19 protein-coding genes, 1 tRNA gene and 1 other annotated feature are annotated in these 23,401 nt (G+C 61.5%); of the genes, 8 read left to right on the plus strand and 12 right to left on the minus strand.

The window, feature by feature from the left end:
• The first annotated feature begins 180 nt into the window (after positions 1–180).
• The 7 genes from B2X55_RS05665 to B2X55_RS05695 all read left to right on the plus strand — a co-directional run bounded on the left by B2X55_RS05665 (position 181) and on the right by B2X55_RS05695 (position 6,952).
• Complete coding sequence (locus tag B2X55_RS05665; RefSeq protein ID WP_226867702.1) at positions 181–672, plus strand: PTS system mannose/fructose/N-acetylgalactosamine-transporter subunit IIB; 492 nt, start codon at positions 181–183, stop codon at positions 670–672.
• A gap of 86 nt (positions 673–758) precedes the next feature.
• Positions 759–1,577 carry a PTS mannose/fructose/sorbose transporter subunit IIC gene (locus B2X55_RS05670; protein ID WP_286821248.1) on the plus strand — a complete coding sequence of 273 codons (819 nt, stop codon included), beginning with the start codon at positions 759–761 and terminating at the stop codon, positions 1,575–1,577.
• Complete coding sequence (gene manZ / locus B2X55_RS05675) at positions 1,549–2,424, plus strand: PTS mannose transporter subunit IID (protein ID WP_286821249.1); 876 nt, start codon at positions 1,549–1,551, stop codon at positions 2,422–2,424. The genes B2X55_RS05670 and manZ overlap by 29 nt, the downstream gene beginning before the upstream one ends.
• Before the next feature lie 201 nt (positions 2,425–2,625).
• A complete protein-coding gene (locus B2X55_RS05680) occupies positions 2,626–3,591 on the plus strand; it encodes a sugar ABC transporter substrate-binding protein (RefSeq protein WP_286821250.1) in 966 nt (321 codons plus the stop codon).
• Positions 3,592–4,944 carry a sensor histidine kinase gene (locus B2X55_RS05685; RefSeq protein ID WP_255240499.1) on the plus strand — a complete coding sequence of 451 codons (1,353 nt, stop codon included), beginning with the start codon at positions 3,592–3,594 and terminating at the stop codon, positions 4,942–4,944. It abuts the gene before it with no gap.
• Positions 4,941–5,633: a response regulator transcription factor gene (locus B2X55_RS05690; protein ID WP_286821251.1), complete on the plus strand. Its 693-nt coding sequence runs from the start codon at positions 4,941–4,943 to the stop codon at positions 5,631–5,633. Before B2X55_RS05685 ends, B2X55_RS05690 begins: the two co-directional genes overlap by 4 nt.
• A complete protein-coding gene (locus B2X55_RS05695) occupies positions 5,630–6,952 on the plus strand; it encodes an ABC transporter substrate-binding protein (RefSeq protein WP_286821253.1) in 1,323 nt (440 codons plus the stop codon). The genes B2X55_RS05690 and B2X55_RS05695 overlap by 4 nt, the downstream gene beginning before the upstream one ends.
• Before the next feature lie 66 nt (positions 6,953–7,018).
• On the opposite strand, the gene B2X55_RS05700 is transcribed toward B2X55_RS05695, so the two are convergent.
• The 9 genes from B2X55_RS05700 to B2X55_RS05740 all read right to left on the minus strand — a co-directional run bounded on the left by B2X55_RS05700 (position 7,019) and on the right by B2X55_RS05740 (position 17,612).
• The gene (locus tag B2X55_RS05700; RefSeq protein WP_286821255.1) at positions 7,019–7,822 is read right to left on the minus strand and encodes a Cof-type HAD-IIB family hydrolase; all 804 of its coding nucleotides are present in this window, start codon (positions 7,820–7,822) and stop codon (positions 7,019–7,021) included.
• Between the two features lie 18 nt (positions 7,823–7,840).
• Positions 7,841–10,321, minus strand: coding sequence for a leucine--tRNA ligase (gene leuS / locus B2X55_RS05705; RefSeq protein WP_286821256.1), 2,481 nt, complete (start codon positions 10,319–10,321; stop codon positions 7,841–7,843).
• A gap of 46 nt (positions 10,322–10,367) precedes the next feature.
• Positions 10,368–10,572 (minus strand) — a binding site (T-box leader).
• Between the two features lie 47 nt (positions 10,573–10,619).
• Complete coding sequence (locus tag B2X55_RS05710; RefSeq protein WP_036373548.1) at positions 10,620–11,561, minus strand: YitT family protein; 942 nt, start codon at positions 11,559–11,561, stop codon at positions 10,620–10,622.
• Positions 11,562–11,604: 43 nt separating this feature from the next.
• Entirely contained in the window at positions 11,605–12,411 is an 807-nt protein-coding gene (locus tag B2X55_RS05715; RefSeq protein ID WP_286821257.1) for a Nif3-like dinuclear metal center hexameric protein, read from the minus strand.
• The gene (locus tag B2X55_RS05720; protein WP_036373554.1) at positions 12,405–13,094 is read right to left on the minus strand and encodes a tRNA (adenine(22)-N(1))-methyltransferase; all 690 of its coding nucleotides are present in this window, start codon (positions 13,092–13,094) and stop codon (positions 12,405–12,407) included. The genes B2X55_RS05715 and B2X55_RS05720 overlap by 7 nt, the downstream gene beginning before the upstream one ends.
• Before the next feature lie 106 nt (positions 13,095–13,200).
• Positions 13,201–13,276: transfer RNA gene (locus B2X55_RS05725), tRNA-Asn, on the minus strand.
• A gap of 130 nt (positions 13,277–13,406) precedes the next feature.
• Positions 13,407–14,528, minus strand: coding sequence for an RNA polymerase sigma factor RpoD (rpoD, locus tag B2X55_RS05730; RefSeq protein WP_286821258.1), 1,122 nt, complete (start codon positions 14,526–14,528; stop codon positions 13,407–13,409).
• Positions 14,529–14,575: 47 nt separating this feature from the next.
• The gene (dnaG, locus tag B2X55_RS05735) at positions 14,576–16,357 is read right to left on the minus strand and encodes a DNA primase (protein WP_286821343.1); all 1,782 of its coding nucleotides are present in this window, start codon (positions 16,355–16,357) and stop codon (positions 14,576–14,578) included.
• Between the two features lie 247 nt (positions 16,358–16,604).
• Positions 16,605–17,612 carry a deoxyguanosinetriphosphate triphosphohydrolase gene (locus B2X55_RS05740; protein WP_226867710.1) on the minus strand — a complete coding sequence of 336 codons (1,008 nt, stop codon included), beginning with the start codon at positions 17,610–17,612 and terminating at the stop codon, positions 16,605–16,607.
• 211 nt (positions 17,613–17,823) lie between these two features.
• On the opposite strand from B2X55_RS05740, the gene B2X55_RS05745 reads away from it, so the two are divergent.
• Positions 17,824–18,390 (plus strand): LptA/OstA family protein, encoded by a 567-nt coding sequence (locus B2X55_RS05745; protein ID WP_286821259.1) that lies wholly within the window; start codon positions 17,824–17,826, stop codon positions 18,388–18,390.
• 106 nt (positions 18,391–18,496) lie between these two features.
• Here B2X55_RS05745 and glyS read toward each other — a convergent pair whose 3' ends face one another.
• From glyS to ppx, 3 genes are all read right to left on the minus strand, one after another.
• Positions 18,497–20,551: a glycine--tRNA ligase subunit beta gene (gene glyS / locus B2X55_RS05750; RefSeq protein ID WP_286821260.1), complete on the minus strand. Its 2,055-nt coding sequence runs from the start codon at positions 20,549–20,551 to the stop codon at positions 18,497–18,499.
• Between the two features lie 2 nt (positions 20,552–20,553).
• The gene (gene glyQ / locus B2X55_RS05755) at positions 20,554–21,432 is read right to left on the minus strand and encodes a glycine--tRNA ligase subunit alpha (RefSeq protein ID WP_005841847.1); all 879 of its coding nucleotides are present in this window, start codon (positions 21,430–21,432) and stop codon (positions 20,554–20,556) included.
• Positions 21,433–21,722: 290 nt separating this feature from the next.
• Positions 21,723–23,270 (minus strand): exopolyphosphatase, encoded by a 1,548-nt coding sequence (gene ppx / locus B2X55_RS05760; protein WP_286821261.1) that lies wholly within the window; start codon positions 23,268–23,270, stop codon positions 21,723–21,725.
• Positions 23,271–23,401 lie beyond the last annotated feature (131 nt).

The following is a 23,401-nucleotide window of genomic DNA, read 5'->3' on the forward strand; positions in this document are numbered from 1 at the left end:
CATCGCAAAAAATCCATAAGAATTGCCGATATGACAAATGTCATACGCTTCTTCCGTCATGTTGTGACGCATATCAGATGATTTCTTTCTTGTTTTATTGTATTATATGAATCGTCAGATAGATGAGCAACCACTACGAAAGAGATGCGCTGCTTTAGGATAAGAAAGAGAGGTTCTATCATGGAAATCGCATTTTGCCGCATTGACGATCGTCTGATTCACGGCCAGGTCGCTACGGTATGGACAAAGGTGACGGGCTGCAACCGCATCATGTGCTGCAACGATGATGTCGCACAGGACACGCTGCGCAAGAAGCTCCTGCTGCAGGTCGCTCCTCCGGGCATCAAGGCTTACGTCATCCCGGTCGAGAAGGCCGTTGCCGCCTACAAGAACCCGAAGTACGCGCCCTTCAAGACGCTGTTCCTCTTCACGAACCCGCGCGATGTCGTGCGCGCCGTCAAGGGCGGCATCCCGTTCAAGTCGGTCAACCTCGGCGGCATGACCTACAAGGACGGCGACACGCTGATCTCGCAGGCCGTCGCCGTCAACAAGGATGATGCACAGGCCATCAAGGAGCTCGTCGACATGGGCATCGAGGTCGAGATCCGCAAGCTCGCCAACGAGCCGAAGAAAGACGCCATCGAGGCACTCAAGGCAAAGGGCCTGCTCTGAGCGGCTGATCCGACTGATTTTGGGAAATGAAACAAGCGGCAGCCTTGGGGAGGCTGCCGCCATATCCTGAAGGGGGAACATTCAAAATGACTACAATCCAGTTCATCCTGCTCATCCTCGTCGCAGCCGTCGCCGGCATGGGGTCGGTCCTCGATGAAGCACAATTCCATCGCCCGCTCGTCGCCTGCACGCTCGTTGGCCTCGTGCTCGGCGATATCACAACCGGTATCATCCTCGGCGGTACACTTGAAATGCTCGCACTCGGCTGGATGAACGTCGGCGCAGCCATGGCACCAGATGCCGCGCTCGCATCCGTCGTCTCCGCCATCCTCGTCATCATCGGCCACCAGAGCATCGGCGCCGGCATCGCGATTGCCGTACCGCTCGCCGCTGCTGGCCAGGTCCTGACGATCTTCGTCCGCACGATCACCGTCTTCTTCCAGCACCTCGCTGATAAGTTTGCCTTAGAGGGCAACGGCTTCGGCATTGAGATGTGCCATCTCGGCGGCCTCCTCCTGCAGGCCATCCGCGTTGCTGTACCGGCTGCGCTCGTCGCTGCCATCGCCGGCACGGACACCGTCAACGCCATGCTCGCTTCAATCCCTGAAGTCATCACGCGCGGCCTCCAGGTCGCCGGCGGCTTCATCGTCGTCGTCGGTTATGCGATGGTCATCAACATGATGAACGCGAAATCGCTCATGCCGTTCTTCTTCCTCGGTTTCCTCGTCGCCGTCTTCACGAACGTCAACCTCATCGGCTTCGGCGCCATCGGCCTGATCGCTGCTTACTTCCACATCAAGGGCCTCCAGCGCGACATCGCCATCGAAGAGGCCGCCAAGACGGGCGGCCCTGGCGCAGCTGGCGGCACGGGGCTCGATGACATCGACGACTCCGATCTCATGTAAGGTGAAGGAGGAAAACACGATCATGGAAAAGAAACTCAACAAAAAAGATCTCATCAACATCTTCATCCGCTCGAACTTCCTCCTGGGCTCGTTCAACTTCGAGCGCATGCAGGCCATCGGCTTCTGCGTCTCGCTGCTGCCGGCCCTGCGGAAGGTCTACAAGGACGATAAGCAGGAAATGGCCGCCGCTATGAAGCGCCACCTCGAATTCTTCAACACGCAGCCGTTCCTCGCCACGCCGATCATGGGCATCACGGCCGCCATGGAGGAGAAGAAAGCCAATGGCGCGGACATCAGCGACCAGACAATCTCCGGCGTCAAGGTCGGCCTCATGGGCCCGCTCGCCGGCGTCGGCGACCCGATTTTCTGGGGCACGCTGCGCCCGGTCCTCGCGGCCCTCGGCGCTGGCATCGCCCTGACGGGCAGCATCATGGGCCCGCTGATCTTCTTCCTCGTCTTCAATGCCATCCGCCTCGCCACGAACTGGTACGGCGTCATGTACGGCTACTCGAAGGGCACGGAGCTCGTCGATGAGATGGGCGGCAACAAGATGCGCTTCCTCACGGAAGGCTCCTCCGTCCTCGGACTTCTCGTCATGGGCGCCCTCGTCGCCAAGTGGACGACCGTCAACATGCCGCTCGTGCTCTCGAGCTACACGAACAGCGCCGGCGAGCAGGTCACGACGACGGTCCAGACCATCCTCGACAGCCTCATGCCTGGCATCGTGCCGCTGCTCATGACCTTCGCCTGCATGTGGCTCCTGCGCAAGAACGTCAACCCGCTCATCATCATCCTTGGCCTCTTCGCCCTCGGCATCGTCGGCTATGCAATCGGCCTGTTCGCCTGATCGTCTGACTGCAGCAAGAGCCTGATCCAATACAGCTTATGACATCATCCCGCAAGGACCCACAACGTCCTTGCGGGATTTTTTGCCCGAATACACGGCCTGAGGGGCTGGCCCTTATGGTATAATCAAAGCAGCAACGATTTTCTATCTTGATTTCCAGGCACACCACCTGCCCGCAAGACCTGCAAGAAAGGAACTGCCATGATCCGGGAAATACGGATGATCGCCTTCCTGATGGCCATCATCATCATCTGCCTCGCCCTCGGCGCCCTCAATGCGCCGCAGCGCGACCTCAGCGCGAAGCAAGAAGAACACCAGAAGCGCTTCGGCGCCGTCTACATGACACTCAACAACCCGTTCTACGAGATTATCGACGAGGAGATCCGGACGGAGGTCGAGAAGCACGGCGATGTGCTGCTCTCGCGCGACCCGGCGCTCTCGGTCGAGAAGCAGACCGAGGAAATCGAGGACCTCATCCGCGAGGGCGTCTCCGTCATCTTCCTCAACCCCGTCGACTTCGAGCGCATGGGGCCAGCGCTTGAAGCTGCGCGCGCGGCCCACATCCCCGTCATCACGATCGACACGAATGTCCAGGATAGCGACTTTGTCGCCTCGACCATCGAGACGGACAACTACGCGGCCGGCCGCGCCTGCGCCGAACACCTCCTGCAGCACGCTGACCACGCGAACATCCTGCTTCTCAAGCACAGCAGTGCGCACTCAGCCGTCGACCGCATCACGGGCTTCCGGCAGACGATCGCGGGCCATCCGGGCTTCACCATCGTCGACGAGGCGGAGTGCGACGGGCAACTCGAGCGCGCCATGCCGGCCATGCAGGAGATGCTCAGCCGCCATCCCGAGGCCGACACTGTCATGGCGCTCAACGATCCATCTGCACTCGGCGCTATGGCTGCGCTCGAGTCCTGCGGCAGGCTGCAGTCGTTCCGCGTCTACGGCGTCGACGGCGTCCCCGAGACGAAGGAGCTGATCCTTGCGGGGCGCATGACGGCGACGGCGGCCCAGTCGCCGCGCCGCATCGGCCGTCTCGCGGCACAGCAGGCCTACCGCCTCTTGGACGGCGAGCCGGTCGACCGCCTGATCCAGCTGCCGACCCATCTATGGACGCAGGAAAACCTGACGCCCGCCAAGACAAAGGAGTGGGATTGAATGAGCGACACAAGCCTACGCCGCGCCAAGCGCCTCGCGCGCGCGCTCGACGCCAGCGAGCTGCACCAGATGCACGACGTCCTGATCATCTACAACGGCATGGTCGTCACGCTGACTGCCGCCTTCATGAGCCTCACGCAGGACAAGATCATCCGGTCGTTCCACGCGCGCGCCTTCCTCGAGCAGCTGTCGAGCGTGCCGCTGCCGCCCGTATCGGGCTTCTTCACTTCAGTCGGCGCCTTCCTGCTGCTCGCCCTGCTCGGCTGGCTCTACCGCGAGGGCAAGATGATGCCGACGATGCGCTACGCCTGCCTCACGGCAGAGATCTTCGTCTGCATCGTCCTGCTGCGCAGCCTCGACCTCGCCTACGACGGCGTCGTGCTGCTCGTCGTCGCCGACCTCCTGCACCGCTATTCCGGCCGCCACCAGCTCGTCGTGCTGACCTGCGCCATGCTCGGCCTCTACGCCATCGTCGACTACAATGCGATGTTCTTCGAGCATCAGGTCACGCCGTTTGACGTCTACACCTCGTACTACGCGCCGTCTGCGCGGTCCTGGATCCACCTGATGCACACGGGCCTCGCCTCGTTCAACCTCATCCTCTTCGTCTTCTACCTGACGCTGCTCATCCGCCAGAACCACCAGGAGAAGCAGCGCATCGCGAGCCTCAACGCCCAGCTCGAAGAGGCGAACACGCGCCTGCGCGCCTACGCGATTGAAGCGGAGTCCATGGCCGAGACGCGCGAGCGCAACCGCCTCGCGCGCGAGATCCATGACACGCTCGGCCACGCGCTGACCGGCATCGCCGCGGGGCTCGACGCCACCGCGCTGCTCGTCGACCTCGCCCCCGACAAGGCCAAGGAACAGCTCGTCAAAATAAAGGAGACGGCCCTGCGCGGCCTCAAGGATGTGCGCCGCAGCGTCAAGAAGCTGCGGCCCGACGACCTCGAGCACCTGCCGCTGCGGCAGGCCATCGTGAACATGGTGGAGGAATTCGCGAGCTCGACCGGCATGAAGATCGACTTCGAGGTCCTCGAGTGGCCCGAGCGCCTGCGCCCCGACCAGGAAGAGGTGCTCTACCGCGTCGTACAGGAAGGCATGACGAACGCAAGGCGCCACGGCCACGCCAAGCACCTCGAGATCACCATTGGCGCCAAGCGCGGCGCCATCTACCTGCTGCTCGCCGATGACGGCGAGGGCGCCGACATCGCCGAGCTCGAGAAGGGCTTCGGCCTGCGCCACATGCAGGAGCGCCTTGCCCTGCTGCACGGCAAGCTCCGCTACTGGAGCGACTCCGGGTTCACACTCGAGGCAATCCTGCCAGAAAATGAGGAGGCATCGAACTTTTTATGATGGACAAGATCAAGATCATGATTGCAGATGACCAGGAGCTCATCCGCGACAGTCTCAGCATCGTGCTGGGCGCCAATGCCGATATGGAAGTCACGGGGCTTGCAGGCAACGGCCGCGAGCTCATCGAGCTCATCGAAAAGGGCAGGAAAGCACTGCCTGACGTCGTGCTCATGGATGTGCGCATGCCGGAGCTCGACGGCGTGGAAGCGACGCACGCCGTCAAAGAACGCTGGCCGCAGGTCCGCATCATCATCCTCACGACGTTCGACGACGACGAATACGTCTTCAACGCCCTCAAGTACGGCGCGAGCGGCTACCTCTTGAAGGGCGTGTCGGTGCCGGAGCTCAGCGCGGCCATCCGCACGGTCGCGCAGGGCGGCGCCATGATCAACCCGGGCATCGTGACGAAGGTCGTCAAGTTCTTCAACCAGATGGCACAGTCGAGCCTCGCGACCTCGCCTGAGGAGACGATGGACGCCGCTGTCCTCGGCCACACGGAGCGCAATATCGCGCTGCTCGTCGGCCGCGGCCTCTCGAACAAGGAAATCGCGGCAAAGCTCTCGCTCTCAGACGGCACCATCCGCAACGGCCTCTCCTCAGCCCTCTCTAAGCTCAATCTGCGCGACCGCACGCAGCTCGCAATCTGGGCCGTGCAGACGGGTCTTGCAAATGAAGAGGTACATCCATGAGCGGTAAGCGTCGCCTGCGCTCTCCTTTTACTTTGCTGCTGCTCGTCGCGTACGCCTTCGTCTTCCTCTCGCTCTATCTCATGGAGCCGTGCGCCATCGAGCTGCGCGTCGGGACGTTTGCCGGCAGCAATTGGGACGTGCCGCAGGGCGAGAGCTACGCCTATCTCGACCATGTCATCGCGCGCTTCGAAGCGGAGCACCCCGGCGTCAAAGTCACCTACCAGAGCGGCATCCGCAAGTCCGACTACACGGAATGGCTGGCGGGCCGCGAGCTCGCCGGCGAGATGCCCGACGTCTTCCTGATCCCGCAGGACGATTTCAACCTCTACGCAGGGCTCGGCGCCCTGCTGCCGCTCGATGCGCTCGCCAAGAAGGACGATGCCTTCGCGCTCGACGACTTCTACCCCGCTCCGCTCGCCTTCGGCCGCAGCGCAGATGACGCCGCGCTCTACGCCCTGCCCGCCGAATGCGTGCCGCGCCTGATGTTCGTCAACCGCACGCTGCTCGACCGCGAGGGCATCCCCATGCCGCAGGACGACTGGACCTGGGACGACTTCCTCGCCATCTGCCAGAAGGTCACGCGCGATACGGACGGCGACGGCCGCCTCGACCAGTTCGGTGCCTACGGCTACAACTGGCAGGATGCCGCCGTCACGAGCGGAGCCGAGCTGTTCCGCGAGGACGGCAAGGCGTCGTATTTCACCGACGAGCGCATCGAGAGCGCCGTGCGCTTCGCCAACGCGCTGCACCAGCTCCAGCGCAACCAAGTCGTGCAGGAGCGCGACTTCGACATCGGCCACGTCGCCTTCCGCCCCTTCAACTTCGCCGCCTACCGCACGTACAAGCCCTATCCCTGGCGCATCAAGAAGGCCACGGACTTCGAGTGGGACTGCATTCGCCTGCCGCGCGGGCCGGAAGGGCGCAACACCTCGCCCGTGCAGACGCTGCTCATGGGCATCAGCGCCAAGACGAAAGAACGTCAGCTCGCCTGGGAATTCCTCAAGGCATACTGCCACGACAGGGAGAACCAGACATTGCTGCTCTCGCTTTCAGCTGCCCTGCCGACGCGGCGCGGCATCATCGAGGAGGCCGCCCCACAGGAGCTCTTCGGCACGGAGGCCAGCGGCCGGACAGGCCGCAGCCCGCTGGCCGTCAGCCAGGTCATCGAGGAGGGCACCGTCCCCTACCGCTTCCCGCGCTACGTAGCGGCCATGAGGCTGGCCGACCAGGAGATCCAGAAGCTCATCGACAGCGACGCGCTCGAGGTCAACTCCATGAACCGCATCCAGAAGGAAATCAACGACCTCCTTCTCAAGTGAACGCACAAAAAAATCGACCGACAGATTCCTGTCAGTCGATTTTTTTTGCATGTTTGTTTTCGGCGCTCAGCCAATCAGATGGTGCTCGCTGAGGTACACGTAGATGCCGTCCTCTTCGTTGGAGGTGGTGACCTCGCCTGCTGCCGCCTTCACCGGCTGCGGCGCGTTGCCCATGGCGACGCTCGCGCCTGTATAGCGGAGCATCTCGAGGTCGTTGTAGTTGTCGCCGAACGAGAGCGCATCGCTCGCCTCGAGGCCGAAGTGCTTCAGCATGACCTCGATGCCGCTCGCCTTGTTGACGGAAGCATCCATGATCTCGAGCAGGTGTGGCGCAGAGCGCACGATATTGAGCGCCGGGAACAGCGCCTGGAGTTCCCGCTCAGCCCGCTCGCAGTCCGCAGGCTCCATCATGAGCAGAATCTTGTGCGGCAGGGTGCCCTCAGTCAGGCAGTCCGCGAAGGAGCGCCTCTCGGCCACGGCTCCCGTGATCTTCATCTCCAAGGCGACGCGCGGGTCGCTCGTGTCCTTGACGTACCAGTGATGGCCGGCGTAGTAGTTGACGGTCGCCTGGGGGAAGTGCGCCTCGACCGCCTCGAGGAAGGCTGCCGCGTTCTCCGCCTTCATCGTCAGGCTGTAAAGCGTCTCTCCCTCTTCCGTCAGCACGAGCGCACCGCTGTAAGAGATCAGCGGGATCTTGACGCCCATCGCCTCAGTGATCGGGTAGATGGCCTCCGGCATGCGCGCCGAGACGAGTACAAAGGGAATCCCCTGCTGCACGAGGCCCTTGACGGCCTGCTCCGTCTTTTCGGTGACGCGCTTGTCATCCGTCAGCAGCGTGCCGTCGATGTCCGAGAATACAATCCTTGCCATGCGAACCCCTCCTGAATGTCAGCCCTTGACGACGATGTTGACGAGTTTCTTCGGCACACAGATGACCTTGACGATCGTCTTGCCGTCCGTGAGTTCCTGCGTGCGCGGCAGTTCCATGGCGATCTTCTTCATGCCCTCGCGATCCGTATCGGCAGGGATCATGAGCTTGTCGCGTACCTTGCCATTGATCTGCAGGACGATCTCGATCTCCGCGAGCTTCGTGGCCTCTTCGTCAAATGCCGGCCACTTCTGCTGATGGACGCTGCCCTGGCCCTCAAACAGGCGGCTCCAGAGCTCTTCCGTGATGTGCGGCGCAAACGGTGCCAGGAGCTTGATGAGGTTCTCGGCGACTTCGCGCGCGAGGCCGGCGTTCATCTCCTTGTCCTGGAAGGCGTAGAAGGCGTTGACGAGCTCCATGATGGAAGAGACGGCCGTGTTGAACATGAAGCGGTCGCGCACATCCTCCGTGACCTTGCGGATCGTCACGTGCAGGATGCGGCGCAGTTCCTTCTCGTCCTTCGTGAGCGCTGTGACATCGTAGTCCGGCTTGCCCGCCTTGATGGCCTCCTCGAAGTGGCCGAGGATGCGCCAGACGCGGTTGAGGAAGCGGTACGAGCCCTCGACGCCCTTGTCGCTCCACTCGAGGTCGCGGTCGACCGGTGCGGCGAACAGGATGAAGAGGCGGGCCGTGTCGGCGCCGTACTTCGCGATGATCTCCTCCGGCGAGACGACGTTGCCCTTCGACTTCGACATCTTCGAGCCGTCCTTGAGGACCATGCCCTGCGTCAGGAGGTTCGTGAACGGCTCATCGAAGTCGACGAGGCCGGCATCGTGCAGGACCTTCGTGAAGAAGCGCGAGTACAGGAGGTGCAGGATGGCGTGCTCGATGCCGCCGATGTACTGGTCGACAGGCGCCCAGTAATTGACCTTGTCCCTGGCGAACGGCTCCTTGTCGTTGTGCGGGTCCGTGTAGCGCAGGTAGTACCACGAAGAGCAGATGAAGGTGTCCATCGTGTCCGTCTCGCGCGTCGCATCGGCGCCGCACTTCGGGCACTTGCAGTGGACGAAGCTCTCGCTCGACGCCAGTGGCGACAGCGAGCCCTGGTCAAACGAGACATCCTCTGGCAGCATGACCGGCAGGTCTTTTTCCGGCACGAGGACTTCGCCGCAGTGCGGGCAATTGATGACCGGGATCGGCGCACCCCAGTAGCGCTGGCGCGAGATGAGCCAGTCGCGCAGGCGGAAGTTGACGCGGCGCTTGCCGAAGCCTTCCTTCTCGGCCTTGTCCATGATGCCCTTCATGGCCTCTTTGATATCGAGGCCTGTGAACTCAGCTGAGTTGACGAGGACGCCGTCCTTGTCCGTGTAGGCCTCTGTCATCTCCTCGAGCTTGAGCTCATGGTCGCGCGGCTGCAGCGTGATGATCTTCGGAATGTCGTACTTCGTCGCGAACATCCAGTCACGCGAATCCTCCGACGGCACGCCGATGACGGCGCCCGTGCCGTAGTCAGCCAGGACGTAGTTCGTGACCCAGATCTGCACCTTGTTGCCGTTGAACGGGTTGATGCAGTAAGCGCCCGTGAAGATGCCTTCCTTCTCGGACTCGCTCGACGTGCGCTCGATCTCGCTCTGGTTGCGCGTGCGCTTGACGAAGGCCTGGATCTCCTCAGCCTTCGGGTTGTTCTCGCAGATCTTGTCGACGAGCGGATGCTCAGCTGCGAGCGCGAGGAAGGTGATGCCGTAGACCGTATCGGGGCGCGTCGTGTAGGCGGCAATCGACGTGCCGAGCTCCGGCGCCTCGAGATTGAACTCCAGGCCCTCGCTGCGGCCGATCCAGTTGTCCTGCATCGTCTTGACGCGCTCCGGCCAGCCCTTGAGCTTGTCGAGGTCCTTCAGCAGGACATCGGCGTAGTCCGTGATCTTGAGGAACCACTGCGAGAGGTCCTTCTTGTGGACCTCGTGGTCGCAGCGCCAGCACTTGCCGTCGATGACCTGCTCGTTCGCGAGGACCGTGCCGCAGGTGTCGCACCAGTTGACCGAAGCCTTCTTCTTGTAGGCGAGGCCGCGCTTGTAGAAGAGCTCGAAGAGCCACTGTGTCCACTTGTAATACGAGGGATCGCACGTTTTGACCTCGCGGTCCCAGTCGTAGGAGAGGCCGAGCTTCTTCTGCTGCTTCTCCATGTTCTCGATGTTGCTGTACGTCCAGTCGGCCGGCTTGACACCGTGCTTGATGGCCGCATTCTCAGCCGGCATGCCAAAGGAGTCGAAGCCCATCGGGTGCAGGACGTTGAAGCCTTCCATCGTCTTGTAGCGCGCCATGACGTCGCCGATGGCATAGTTGCGCACGTGGCCCATGTGCAGGTTGCCCGACGGATACGGGAACATCTCGAGTGCGTAGTACTTCGGGCGACTAGCGTCGGCCTCCGTCTTGTAGACCTTGCCCTCTTCCCACTTCTTCTGCCATTTCGACTCGATGTCCTGCGGCGAATATCTTTCCATCTCAATTGCCTCCTAAAACTAAAAAATCCCTGACCGTCATGTGACGATCAGGGACGATGATTCGCGGTACCACCCTGCTTGATGCCAAAGCATCCTCTCGGTGCCGTAACGTGGCAGGCGTCGGCCGTTTCGCTCGAAGGCTCCCCGGCCGCTCCTCCGCAGTGAGTTCAGCGCTTCCTGTCACCGGCTCCCACCTGCCGCCGGCTCTCTTGAGACGTCCTACACCTACTGCTCTGCATCCTCGGATTTACGTGTTTACATATGCTCCTATTATAGCGGGGATTGCGCGTATCGTCAACTACTTCTCGCGCCTGCCGTGCAGCTGCTCGAACTCGAGCTGCTTCTCGTGCGTCTGTTGCCACTTGCGCCGCGCGTCCTCGTAGCTCTCGCAGGCGAGCGTGAACCCCTTACCCGACACCTCCGACGTATCAGAGACGATCATGAATGCCTGCGGGTCGTGATGGCTTACGATGGTCTTGACGCGGCTGACCTGCGTGAGGCTCACGACGACGAACAGGATGTTCTTCGGTTCCTCCGCGAGGCCGCCGCGGCCGTCGAGGAACGTCGCACCGCGGTGCACGTTCTCCATGATGTCGTTGCAGATGGCCTTGGCCTGCGGCGAGACGATGAGGATGGACTTCTCGCGGTTGAGGCCGGCGGCCACGCGGTTCGTCAGCTCCGCCGTCACGTAAATGGAGACGATGCTGAACAGCGCGACCTCGACGCCGAAGAGCGCGACCGAACCCATGATGATCAGGAAGTTCAGCATAAAGACGACCGTGCCGACATCGAGGGAGTAGTACTTCTTGGCCACGGCCGCGATGACGTCGAGGCCGCCCGTGTTCGCGTTGGCGCGGAAGACCATGCCGAAGCCGACGCCGGCGAGCACGCCGCCGAAGATGGAGTTGAGCATCGGATCGCTGCAGATGCTCCAGTCGACGAGGAAGTGCGTCGCATCGAGGAAGACCGACAGCGCCACCGTGCCGAAGATCGTGTCCGCGGCGTAGAGGCGGCCGAAGACACGGTAGGCGAGGTAGAGGATTGGAAGGTTGTAGACGAGGTTCTGCATGCCGACGGGCAGGCCGATCAGGTAGTAGATGATCAGGGCCACGCCGCTGATGCCGCCCGTCAAGAGGTGTGCGGGGATCAGGAAGAGGTTGAAGCCCAGGCAGACGAGCAGGCAGCCGAGCGTGATCTGGAAGTAGCGCATGGCGTGCTTGCGCCAGAGATTCTGATTCATAGTGCAGCCTTTCGCGCAAAAGCGCAGATGTGAGAAACGTATATCAGGCCAGCGAGAAGAAGTCCTTCGACTCGCGGTCGGCGATGACTTCGACCTCGCCTTCGCCGCGCAGCTCTTCGCGCAATCGGCTCACGAGCGTGGCGACGACGGGGAACTCCGTGCCGAAGTGGCCAGCGTCAATGACGTGCATGCCGAGCTCGGCGGCGCGCTGCGCATCGTGGTAGCGCACATCGCCCGTGACGTAGGCATCCGCCCCCATCATCGCGGCCCTATCCACGAATTCCGCACCGGCACCGCTGCAGAGCGCGACCTTGCGCACCGGGCGGTCGCCGGCGTCGACGAAGCGCACGTGCTCCGTCGGCAGGGCCTCGCGGACCTGCTCGGCGAAGTCGCGGATCGCCATCGGCTGCGGCAGCGAGCCGATGCGACCAAGGCTCTCGGTCTCTCCGCCCTCGCCCTGCTGCGTGATGACGAAGCTCGAGAGCTTCGAGAGGCCGATGGCCTCCGCGAGCACATCGTTGACGCCGCCGCGGGCGATGTCGAGATTCGTGTGCGCGGCGGCCACAGCGATGTCGTGCTGCAGGAGGACCTGCAGGCGGTGGCCGAGCGGCTCGTCCGTGCGGATCTTCTTGATCGGCTTGAAGAGCAGCGGATGGTGTGCGACGATCATCTCTGCCCCTTCGTGCACGGCCTGGCGCACGACAATGTCGCTGACGTCGAGTGCGACGAGGATGCGGCTGACCTGCCGCTCCGGGCTGCCGACGAGCAGGCCCGGGTTATCCCAATCCTCTGCGAGATGATGCGGCGCGATGCGCTCCAGCGCATCCATGACAACTTGACATTTTACCATGACAGATGCTCCCCCAGTTCCTTGATGTGACGGATGACGGCCTGATACTTCTTCGACTTCTTCGCGGCATCGCTCTTCTCCATGCCCGCTGCGACGCGGCGCTCCTGGAAGAGCAGGGCCTCGATGTGATGGCGCAAGAGAGGCGGCTTCTTCTGCCAGAGGACGGGACCGATCTCGAGCATCAGCTGCTCCGGCATCTTGCGGCGGCCGCGCTTGGCCATGATGATCTCGTAGATGCGCCCATCGTCGAGCGCGAGCGATTCATCCTCGATGTGCCAGTGCTTGCGGTAGATCCAGCGGCGCAACTCCGGCGCCGCGCTCTGCGGCTGCAGGATGAGTGTGTCAAGCGTCTCGACGACATCAGGCGAGCCTTCGAGGATCTCGACCATCAGCGCACCGCCCATGCCGGCGATGCAGACTGTGTCAACCTCGCCGGGCTTGAGTCTCTTGAGGCCGTCCCCGAGGCGCACCGAGATGACGTTGTCCGCCAGTCCATTCTCGCGGACGGTACGCACGGCAGCCTCGTAGGGACCTGTGTTCTTGTCGCTCGCCACGACGAACTTCGCCTTGCCCGACTTCACGAGTTCTACCGCAAGGTAGCCATGGTCCGTGCCGATGTCGGCCACACGGCTGCCCTGCGGCACGAAGTCGGCCACGGCCTGCAAGCGATCTCCCAGATTCATGAAAATCCCTCCTCATAGACGTCTATACTTCCAGTTTTCCTCTATCTTAGCACAAGCTTAGCATAAGAAAAAGGGTGTAACAAGCGTTACACCCTGGATGTTCAATTGGCTCCTCGAGCAGGATTCGAACCTGCGACAGCCTGATTAACAGTCAGGTGCTCTACCGGCTGAGCTATCGAGGAATATCAACAACAGGTATTATTATAAGGGGTCCCGGCGCCTTTGTCAACACCTTTTTCATTTTTCCCCTGCGAGCACAAATCTTTTTCCGCAAAAGAAAGACCAGAGCATCATCACTCTGGTCTTCAGCAATCAGTCTAAGAAATCCTTGAGCTTGCGGCTGCGGCTCGGGTGACGAAGCTTGCGCAGGGCCTTGGCTTCGATCTGGCGGATGCGCTCACGCGTGACGCCGAAGTTCTGGCCGACTTCCTCGAGCGTGCGCGCACGGCCGTCATCGAGGCCAAAGCGCAGGCGCAGGACTTTCTCCTCACGCGGCGTCAACGTGTCGAGGACATCCTCGAGCTGTTCCTTGAGCAGCATGAACGAGGCGGCATCGGCAGGAGCGGGCGCATCCTGGTCCTCGATAAAGTCGCCGAGATGCGAGTCTTCCTCTTCGCCGATCGGCGTTTCGAGGGAGACTGGCTCCTGCGCAATCTTCATGATCTCGCGTACGCGGTCGACGCCGATCTCCATCTCCTTCGCGATCTCCTCCGGGGTCGGTTCGCGGCCGAGCTGCTGCAGCAGCTGGCGCGAGACGCGGATGAGCTTGTTGATCGTCTCTACCATGTGCACCGGGATGCGGATGGTGCGGGCCTGGTCAGCGATCGCGCGCGTGATGGCCTGGCGGATCCACCAGGTCGCGTACGTACTGAACTTGTACCCCTTGTTGTAGTCAAACTTCTCGACCGCCTTGATGAGGCCGAGGTTGCCCTCCTGGATGAGGTCGAGGAAGAGCATGCCGCGGCCGACATAGCGCTTCGCGATGCTGACGACGAGGCGCAGGTTTGCCTCAGCCAGGCGCTTCTGTGCCTCTTCATCGCCGGCCTCCATGCGCTTGGCTAGCGCGACCTCTTCTTCTGCCGTCAGCAGGGGCACGCGGCCGATCTCCTTGAGGTACATGCGCACCGGATCATCGATGCTGACACCCTCCGGCACAGAGAGGTCGATCTCGACGTCCTCGTCGGACTTGTCGAGGTCCACATCGTCGTCATTCGAATTGTCCTGCGAGTCATCGACGATCTCGATGCCACGCTTGCTGAAGGTATCATACATGGTGTCGATTTCATCAGGAGTGAGGTCCTGCTTCTGCAGCGCATCGATGAGATCCCCGTATGTCAGAGTACCTCCGTTCTTCTTGCCCTTGGCCAGGAGATTCTCCACTATCTCAGAACTGCGGCGCTTGCCGGCAGCACTTGCTGTCTTTGATTCAGCCATTCGACTGCCTCCTTTCCACACGTTCCATCCATCTTTTACCAAGTGATTCACCATTCATCCATTTCATGTTTGATCTTATTAACCTCATTCAATTCCTGCAGGCAGGCCTCATGCTGGCCGTTCTGCGCATATTCATTCGCCTTGCGGCTGTGCTCCGTGTAGAGGGCATTGAGATACGCCTTGCGGAGCACCCGCAGAGAATCATCGTAAGCTCCTGTCTCATCGCGCCCGCCGAGGTCTTCGACGAGCGAGCGCGAGAGCTCAGCCGCCGCCTCGTCGCTCAGCGACGCGGCACTCATATCATCCACCGGACGTCCCTCCTCGGCAGACTCCTTGAGAAAGGTCAGGATCTCGCGCTGGACCGGGTCGCGTATGCCCGCAAGCGGTACGATCGTCTCGAGATGCGCGATGATGGCGGCATCCTGCCAGGCCATGCGGATGACGAGGCGCCCCGCTTTCCTGAGTGCCGTGTCAGGCTTCGCGATAGCCTGACGGATGGGCTGGCGCGCAGGCGCCTCCTCCACCTCGGGGCGGTAGTGCCGGAGCTCCTCGCGCACGATGCCCTCATCGAGCATGAGCGCCTGCGCGAGTTTCCGCTCGTACTCGCTGCGCACGGCCGACTCGTGGATGCCCGCGAGCACGGGCATCATCTCATGGAGTGCCTTGACCTTGCCGTCGAGCGTGTCGTAGTTCGTGTGCGAGAGGACGTAGCGCAGCCGGTACTCCACGAGCGGCAGCGCCTGCCGCACGAGCTCCCGGAATGCATCGGCTCCGTGCTTGCGGATGAATTCATCCGGGTCCTTGCCGTCCGGCACGACGATGACGCGGACGCGGGCCCCTGTGTCGCGCACGATGGTGAGCGCGCGTATCGTTGCCTTTTGGCCCGCCTCATCACTGTCGTAACAGAAGCAGATTTCCGGCGCATAGTGCAGGAGCTTCTTCGCGTGCTCCGGTGTGAACGATGTGCCGAGTGATGCGACGACATTGTGCACACCGGCATCGAACACGGATATCGCATCCATGTAGCCCTCAACGACGATGGCACGGCCCTCCTGCTGGATGGCGCGGTGCGAGCGGTCGAGGCCGAAGAGCAATTTCCTCTTGTTGAAGAGGACCGTCTCCGGCGTGTTGAGGTACTTCGGCGTCGAATCGTCGAGGACGCGGCCGCCGAAGCCGACGACACGGCCGCGCTCATCCGCTATGGGGATGATCACGCGCCCGCGGAAGCGGTCGTAGAGGCCGCTGCCCTGCTTGCGCTCGGCGGACAGGCCGCTTGCCAGCAAAAACTCCTGCTTGATTCCACGTTTGAGAAAAGCCGTGGACAACTTATCCCAGGCAGGCGGTGCATAGCCGAGCTGGAATTCCTCGATTGTCTCCTGACGGATGCCGCGCCCGGCGAAGTAGGCCTTGCCCCGCTCCCCCATGCGCGTCATCGTCAGGCAGTTATGGAAGAAGTCGCGCGCGAGCTCATTGACCTTGCGCAAGTCCTGTATCTCGCGTTCCCGCGCGATCTCCTGCGGACTCCTCTTCCGCTCCGGCAAGGGGATGCCCAGCTTCTCTGCCTGCAGCTTGATCGCGTCAAAATACGAGATGTTTTCGATAAGCGAAATGAACTTGAACGCATTGCCGCCGGCATGGCAGCCGAAGCAGTAGAAGAAGCCCTTATCGGGTACGACAGAGAAGGATGCCGTCTTCTCGTGATGGAACGGGCAGCACCCCCAGTAGCGATTGCCCCGGCGCTTGAGCGGGACGTAGCTCTGCACGATGCGCACGATGTCTGTGTTCTCGCTCACGCGCTCGACGAAGGCGTCCATCGCCTCATTCCGCATTCGTTCCAATTGATTCCATCCTCCCGTCCTCCGCTGGAGCCTGACGGCACACACCGGAGTGACACTCTAGTATATTCGCTGTCATCTGGAAAAAACCTTCTTCGCGCGGATAAAAAACTCGTCCAGCCCCCTTGACAAAGTGACGGGCATGCACTCCACGCAGGTTTTTCAGATATATATTCCTCAAAAACTCCCAATATCCTTTTTCATCCTGAAAATTTCCTGGCACACAGCTGACACACAGCTGTCATCGGCTGTAGCGGATGACGCGCCCGACGGGCGGGATGAAGATCTCCGAGAAGAGCTGCACGGCGTAGCTGTCCGTGAGCCCCGCGACGTAATCCGTCACGATCTGCTGGCGGCCCCAGCGCGCCTCGCGCTCGCAGAACTCCTGCGGGAGCTCCTCTGGATGCGCGAGGAAGTGCGCGTAGAGCTGGCGCAGCATGAACCCCGCCTGGCGGCGCTCATGCGCGAGCGCGTCGGACAGGTAGATGTGCTCGAACATGAAACTCCTGAAGAGGTCCATCGTCTCGCGCACCTCATCCGACTGGCGTATGTCCGTGAGGTCTGCCGAGCTCTCGATCATGTCTGAAACCATGCTCGTGATCATCGAAGAGGTGTCCCGGCCAAAGCGCTCGTAGACGGCTGCGGGCAGGTCTCCTTCCCTCAGCAGGCCCGCGCGCAGGCTGTCATCGTAGTCGTGCGTCAAGTAGGCGATGCGGTCGGCCGTGCGCACGATGCGCCCCTCCAAGGTCTTCGGCAGGTGCGGCCCCGTGTGATTGACGATGCCATCCTTGACCTCGTACGTCAGGTTCAGCCCCTTGCCGCCCTTCTCGAGGAACTCGACGACGCGCAAGCTCTGCTCGTTGTGGGCGAAGTGGCCCGCAAGCTCCGCCATCACCGACTCGCCTGCATGTCCAAAAGGCGTGTGGCCGACATCGTGGCCGATGGCGATGGCCTCGACGAGGTCCTCGTTGAGGCGCAGTCCGCGCGCAATGGTCCGCGAGATCTGCGCGACTTCCAGGCTGTGCGTCATGCGCGTGCGGTAGTGGTCGCCCGCCACGATGTAGACCTGTGTCTTGTGCTTGAGCCGCCGGAAGGATTTGGAGTGCAGAATGCGGTCGCGGTCGCGCTGGAAGCTCGTGCGCAGCGCGCACTCCTCGCCTTTCTCCTTGCGCCTGGCAGTGCGGCTCTTGGCCGCCTGCGGCGCCAGGTACGCGTACTCAAGTTCTTCTGTCCGTTCCCGGATATTCAAGGCCATTCTCCCTCTCCTTCCCCTTTCATGAAGAGAATCGATTGACAAGTGGTGACAAATCCACGCTTTTGTCATATAATTATATATTACTTATATATTACGCGCACAGCGCGGAATTTCCTGCTTCCTGCCTCGCTTTTCTTGTGATTTTGCAAAATGTGCATGGCAGGAGTAGAATAGAATCATCGAAATCTTCTACGAGGTGATCCTCTTGCTCAAATCATGCGATATACTCGCCATAGCACTCGGCCTGCTCATCGGCCTGACCGCGCCCGCTGCCGCCGAGGGCACGCAGCCTGTCACGAAAGATATAGAAGTTGCGGATGTCACAGAAGTCCATCACGTCAGTTCCTTTATGCAGGGCGAGCAGCCCGCCATCTCCGCCCGCTCCGTGCAGTACGACGAGAAGACGGGCCGCTACATCTGCCACGGCAGTGTGCAGATTCATCTCGGCGACCGCCTGATCACAGCGGACGAGGCGCAGATCACCAGCGACCTCAGCGCCATCTGGACGCAGGGCACGGCGCGCCTCATCGACGGCGAGAACATCTTCTGCAGCGAGGCGATCTACGCGCGCCCCTTCGAGGGGCAGGCCTACTTCTTCGGCACGCGCTGCAAGCTCAAGCGCCCCGGTCTCGCCATCGACAGCGACTCAATCGAGTACCGCTGGCAGGACAAGATTGGCGTCTTCGACGGCCACGTGCTCTACATCGACAGCGACGGCGAGAAGGCCTTCGTCCACCTCGAGTACGACTTCAACAAGAACAAGATCGCCTGAGCACCGCAGAAAATGCTATCCAGAGAACAAAAAGAAGGGCCTGGCAGCCAGCACCGACTGGCTGTCAGGTCCTTCTTCATTTTTTACCAGTGTCCCGTTCTGCTCGTTACGCGAGGACGATCTTCGTGAAATCGGCGACGCGGCCTACGATTGCATCGATGCTCTTGAGCAGGCCGAGGCGGTTGTTCTTGATGGCCTCGTCCTTGTCCATGACCATGACGTCTGCAAAGAATGCGTCGATCGGAGCGGCGAGTGCCGCGAGGGCACGGATGGCCTCCGCATATGCCTCAGAAGCGATATCTGCCTCGACAGCTGCAGCTGCCTTCTCGTAGGCGGCGAAGAGCGTGCGCTCTGCATCCGTCTGGAAGAGCTCTGCCGAGACTTCGGCGGACTCCGCCTTCTTGGCGAGGTTGGCCACGCGGACAAATGCCTGGATGCCTGCTGCAGCATCGGCAGATGCCACATAGTCTGCCACAGCCTTTGCGCGCAGCGAGACGGCGTAGATGTCGTCGACATCTGCGAGCACGGCGTCGACGACGTCGTAGCGGATGGACTCGAGGACATTCTTGAGGCGCAGGCGGATGAAGTCTGCCACATCCTGCTGCATCTTCGCGCGTGCCTTCTCATCCTCGATGGCGTAGAGGTCCATGGCCTTCGCGACGATGGATGCGAGGCTCAGGTGATACTTGGCCTCGATGATCATGTTGACGAGGCCGAGTGCCTGGCGGCGCAGTGCAAAAGGATCCTGCGAGCCCGTCGGGATCTTGCCGAGGCTGAACGTGCCGACGATCGTGTCGATCTTGTCGGCCAGGCTCACGATGCGGCCGGCCGTCGTCTGCGGCTGGCTGTCGCCGGCAAAGCGCGGCTTGTAGTGCTCGTCGATGGCAATGGCGACCTTCTCGCACTCGCCGTCGAGCTTCGCGTACTCGCGGCCCATGATCCCCTGCAGTTCCGTGAACTCCGTGACCATGCCCGTGACGAGGTCGGCCTTCGAGAGGATGGCGGCGCGCTTGGCGTGCTTGTGGTCCTTCTCGTCGGCGCCGATGGCATCAGCGATGAAAGAAGCGAGCTTCTCAATGCGCTCCGTCTTCTCGTACATCGTGCCGAGGCCCTGCTGGAAGACGACCGTCTTGAGCTTCTCGCGATGCTCTTCAAGGCTCTTCTTGCGGTCTTCGTCGAAGAAGAACTGCGCATCGGCGAGGCGGGCGCGCAGGACGCGCTCATTGCCGTGCTGGACCGTCTCGAGGTATTCCTTGCCGCCGTTGCGGACCGTGATGAAGAGCGGCAGCAGCTTGCCGTCAGCCGTCTTTACCGGGAAGTAGCGCTGATGGTCGCGCATCGGCGTGATGACGGCCTCCGGCGGCAGCTGCAGGTACTTCTCCTCGAAGTTGCCGCAAAGCGCCGTCGGGTACTCGACGAGGTAGAGGACCTCTTCCAAGAGGTCTTCCGTGATCTCAGCCTGACCGCCGTTTGCCTTGGCGACGGCCTCGATCTGCTCGCGGATCATCTGCTTGCGCTTGTCCTGATCGACGATGATGAAGTTCTCCTCGCAGGCCTTCTCGTAAGACGACGCGTCAGCGATCTCGAAGTCGCCCTGAGAGAGGAAGCGGTGGCCGCGCGACGTGCGGCCCGACTTGACGTTTGCGAGCTCGAACGGGATGACATCGGAGCCGTAGAGCGCGACGAACCAGCGGATCGGGCGGATGAACTTGAAGTAGAGGTCGCCCCAGCGCATATTGTTGGGGAACGAGAGGCTGCAGACGAGCTCCGGCAGCAGCGTCTCGAGGAGCTTGGCCGTCGGCTGGCCTTCCTCGTGGACTTCCGCGTAGACATAGCCGTCCTTGACGACGAGGTCCTTCGGGTCGACGTGCTGGCCGCGCGCAAAGCCCTGCGCTGCCTTCGTCGGGTTGCCATCCGCATCGAAGGCGATCTTGACGGACGGGCCGCGATTCTCGCTCGCGACATCTTCCTGCTTCTCCGCGAGGCCCTCGACAATGAGCGCCGTGCGGCGCGGCGTGCCGAGCGTGCGGATGGCCGTGAAGGCGATGCGGTTCTCGTTCAGTGCCTTCTCGGCGTTCTCCTTGAGCTGGGCGAGTGTGCCCGGCATTACGTGGGCCGGAACTTCTTCCGTGCCGATTTCAAATAACAGATCTTTAGCCATGCTCACTTCTCCCCTCTGTGGAGCATCGGATAGCCGAGCTCCTCACGCTGTTTCAGATAGCACTCTGCGCAGAGACGCGCGAGCTTTCTCACGCGGCCGATGAAAGCGGCGCGCTGCGAGACGGAGATGGCACCGCGCGCATCGAGCAGGTTGAACGTATGCGAGCACTTGAGCACGTAGTCGTAGGCCGGATGGACATAGCCCTTGTCGATGACGCGCACAGCCTCTTTCTCGTACTTGTCGAACAGGTCGAAGAGCAGCGCCTCATCCGAGAGGTCGAAGGCGTAGACCGACTGCTCGTACTCGTTCTGGTGGAAGACATCGCCGTACGTGTAGTCATCCGTCCACTGGATGTCGTAGACGTTCTCGACACCCTGGATGTACATCGCGAGGCGCTCGAGGCCGTACGTGATCTCCGAGGCGACCGGCTTGATGTCCTGACTGCCGACCTGCTGGAAGTACGTGAACTGCGTGATCTCCATGCCGTCGAGCCAGACTTCCCAGCCGAGGCCCCAGGCGCCGAGCGTCGGCGACTCCCAGTTGTCCTCGACGAAGCGGATATCGTGCTGCTTCGGGTCGATGCCGAGGCGCTCGAGGCTCTCGAGGTAGAGCTCCTGGATGTTGTCCGGCGACGGCTTCATGATGACCTGGAACTGGTGGTGCTGATAGAGGCGGTTCGGGTTATCGCCGTAGCGGCCATCGGCCGGGCGGCGCGACGGCTCGACGTAGGCAACATGCCACGGCTCGGGGCCGAGCACGCGCAGGAACGTCGACGGGTTCATCGTGCCGGCGCCCTTCTCGACATCATACGGTTCTGCCAGGATGCAGCCCTGCTCCGACCAGAATTTCTGCAGGGCCAGGATGATTTCCTGAAATTTCATGGGAACAACTCCTTTTCACCATTTCGAATGTCACAGAAACAAATAAAAATCTCGTTCCTGCAACGTAACGTTACAGGGACGAGACTTGTTGTTTCAAGTACCGCGGTTCCACCCTGATTGGCTTCCAGAAGGAAAGCCCGCTCAAATTATGGGATTGCGCTCCGAAGTGCCGTTCATCTCATTGACTGCCTCACACCATCGCCGTCTCGCTGACTGCTGAGATTACTCTTCTTCCTCATTGCTACCTAAGAGTCTAGCAAAAGTCGCGTGACTTGTCAACGGGTCACAGATCAGCCCTTCTGCCACATGATGATCAGCGGCTTGCCGTACTCCTTCTTGAACTGCTTGCAGTACGATTTCATCTCGAACTCCGCTGCACTGTGGTCTTCGCCCTTCTTGCCGCGCAGCGAGAGCACGACGGCCTCTTCGTCGTCGGCGACGTCGATCCTGCGCACGACGCCCTCGTACGTCACATCGGACGCTTCGGCGAGTGCCAGGAGAAGCGAGAGCCGGCGCACCTTCTTCCAATTCTCCGGCGTCAGCATCATGCCGTAGCGGTAAGCCCGCATGATCTTGTTGCTGATGCCGTGGTGAAAGCCCGCGATGAATGCAGCCCGGAGCTGCTCGAGCTGGCGCATGCCGTAGAGTGGCGCATGTGCGATGATGAAGGCCGAGTGGCGCGCGTGGTCGTAGTAGTTGACGACCTTGCCCGAGTCATGCAGCCAGGCTGCGACCTCCAGCAGGCTGCGGTCGCGCCGCGTCCCGCCGTGCGAGCGCTTGAGCTGATCAAAGAGACTCAGCGCAAGCGTGCGCACGCGCTCGAGGTGCTCCATGCGGCGGTCGGCGCTCAAGAGGTAATTGTGCACACTCTCCTGCAGCACATCCGGGATGATCGGGCCCTTATAGCCATCGCCGTAGCCATACGTCTCGCCGTAGTACTCGAAAAAGACGCCGTCGCGCAGGCCGCAGCCCGAGACGATGATGTTCTGACCGCCCGTGAACTCCATGAGCGTGTTGATGATGATGGCACCGGCGACAATGAGGTCGGCACGCTCTGACGAGAGTCCCTTCATGCGCTTGCGGCTCGAGAGGTTCGACTTGATGATACTCGTGTACGTCTCCTCGAAGCGGCGGCGCGGGATGATGTAGTTGTGGATGCGCGAGAGCTGGTAGTTCGTCTGCGCCTGGTCCATCTTCGCGAGGTTTCGGACGGTACCGCCGACGCCGATGACGGGCAGGTTGAGCCCTTCGGCCCACGGGATCATCTCCTCGTATTTTCTCCGCACGAATTCGCAGCAGCGCTCGATGGCCGCAGGCGTCACCTTATCACCGAGGTTGAAGGCATCCGTGACCGTCACGGCACCGATCGGCACGGAGACGGACTCGACGATCTTGCGGTCGCGCACGAGCGAGACTTCGATGGAAGCGCCGCCGAGGTCGAACTGCACATAGTTGCGCTCGTCGATCGTGTTGACGACGCCGAGGTAGCCGAGGTACGCCTCGCGCTCACCCGAGATGACCTCGATCTCGATGCCCGTTTCCTGCTTGATGCGCTCGATGAACGCCTCGCCATCTGAGGCATTGCGCGCGGCCGCCGTCGCGACGGCGATGCACTTCGTGACCTGCATGACTTCCATCATGTGCTTGTAGACGTGCAGGCATGCAAGGGCGCGCTCCACGCCCTCCGGATTGAGCTTGCCCGTCTCCGACATGCCGCGGCCGAGACGGATAGCCTCTTTCTGCTGATATTCGAGGTGATACGACTTGTTGTCCGCCACCTGCATGACGATGAAGCGGATCGAATTCGAGCCCATATCGATGATTGCCACTCTCTCCATAGAAGAACTCCCCTTTTTGATTGCCGTCCGCATTTGCGCGCAATTCCACAGATTCTTACAGTTTCTTCCAGTATAGCAATTCGCGCGCGATGCTTCAAGACGATTCGAAATTTCCCTTCGCATTGTGCCAC

It is taken from the genome of Mitsuokella sp. UBA4253 (assembly GCF_002395285.1).
In the GTDB taxonomy this organism is placed as follows: Bacteria; Bacillota; Negativicutes; order Selenomonadales; family Selenomonadaceae; genus Mitsuokella; species Mitsuokella jalaludinii.

Coding starts and splice junctions, on each gene's coding strand:
- B2X55_RS05665 (WP_226867702.1), top strand. CDS start 181: ATGGAAATCGCATTTTGCCGCATTGACGATCGTCTGATTCACGGCCAG.
- ppx (WP_286821261.1), bottom strand. CDS start 23,270: ATGGAGAGAGTGGCAATCATCGATATGGGCTCGAATTCGATCCGCTTC.
- B2X55_RS05710 (WP_036373548.1), bottom strand. CDS start 11,561: ATGAATCAGAATCTCTGGCGCAAGCACGCCATGCGCTACTTCCAGATC.
- B2X55_RS05690 (WP_286821251.1), top strand. CDS start 4,941: ATGATGGACAAGATCAAGATCATGATTGCAGATGACCAGGAGCTCATC.
- B2X55_RS05715 (WP_286821257.1), bottom strand. CDS start 12,411: ATGGTAAAATGTCAAGTTGTCATGGATGCGCTGGAGCGCATCGCGCCG.
- manZ (WP_286821249.1), top strand. CDS start 1,549: ATGACATCGACGACTCCGATCTCATGTAAGGTGAAGGAGGAAAACACG.
- leuS (WP_286821256.1), bottom strand. CDS start 10,321: ATGGAAAGATATTCGCCGCAGGACATCGAGTCGAAATGGCAGAAGAAG.
- B2X55_RS05685 (WP_255240499.1), top strand. CDS start 3,592: ATGAGCGACACAAGCCTACGCCGCGCCAAGCGCCTCGCGCGCGCGCTC.
- B2X55_RS05670 (WP_286821248.1), top strand. CDS start 759: ATGACTACAATCCAGTTCATCCTGCTCATCCTCGTCGCAGCCGTCGCC.
- B2X55_RS05680 (WP_286821250.1), top strand. CDS start 2,626: ATGATCCGGGAAATACGGATGATCGCCTTCCTGATGGCCATCATCATC.
- dnaG (WP_286821343.1), bottom strand. CDS start 16,357: ATGCGGAATGAGGCGATGGACGCCTTCGTCGAGCGCGTGAGCGAGAAC.
- B2X55_RS05720 (WP_036373554.1), bottom strand. CDS start 13,094: ATGAATCTGGGAGATCGCTTGCAGGCCGTGGCCGACTTCGTGCCGCAG.
- glyS (WP_286821260.1), bottom strand. CDS start 20,551: ATGGCTAAAGATCTGTTATTTGAAATCGGCACGGAAGAAGTTCCGGCC.
- B2X55_RS05695 (WP_286821253.1), top strand. CDS start 5,630: ATGAGCGGTAAGCGTCGCCTGCGCTCTCCTTTTACTTTGCTGCTGCTC.
- B2X55_RS05700 (WP_286821255.1), bottom strand. CDS start 7,822: ATGGCAAGGATTGTATTCTCGGACATCGACGGCACGCTGCTGACGGAT.
- rpoD (WP_286821258.1), bottom strand. CDS start 14,528: ATGGCTGAATCAAAGACAGCAAGTGCTGCCGGCAAGCGCCGCAGTTCT.
- glyQ (WP_005841847.1), bottom strand. CDS start 21,432: ATGAAATTTCAGGAAATCATCCTGGCCCTGCAGAAATTCTGGTCGGAG.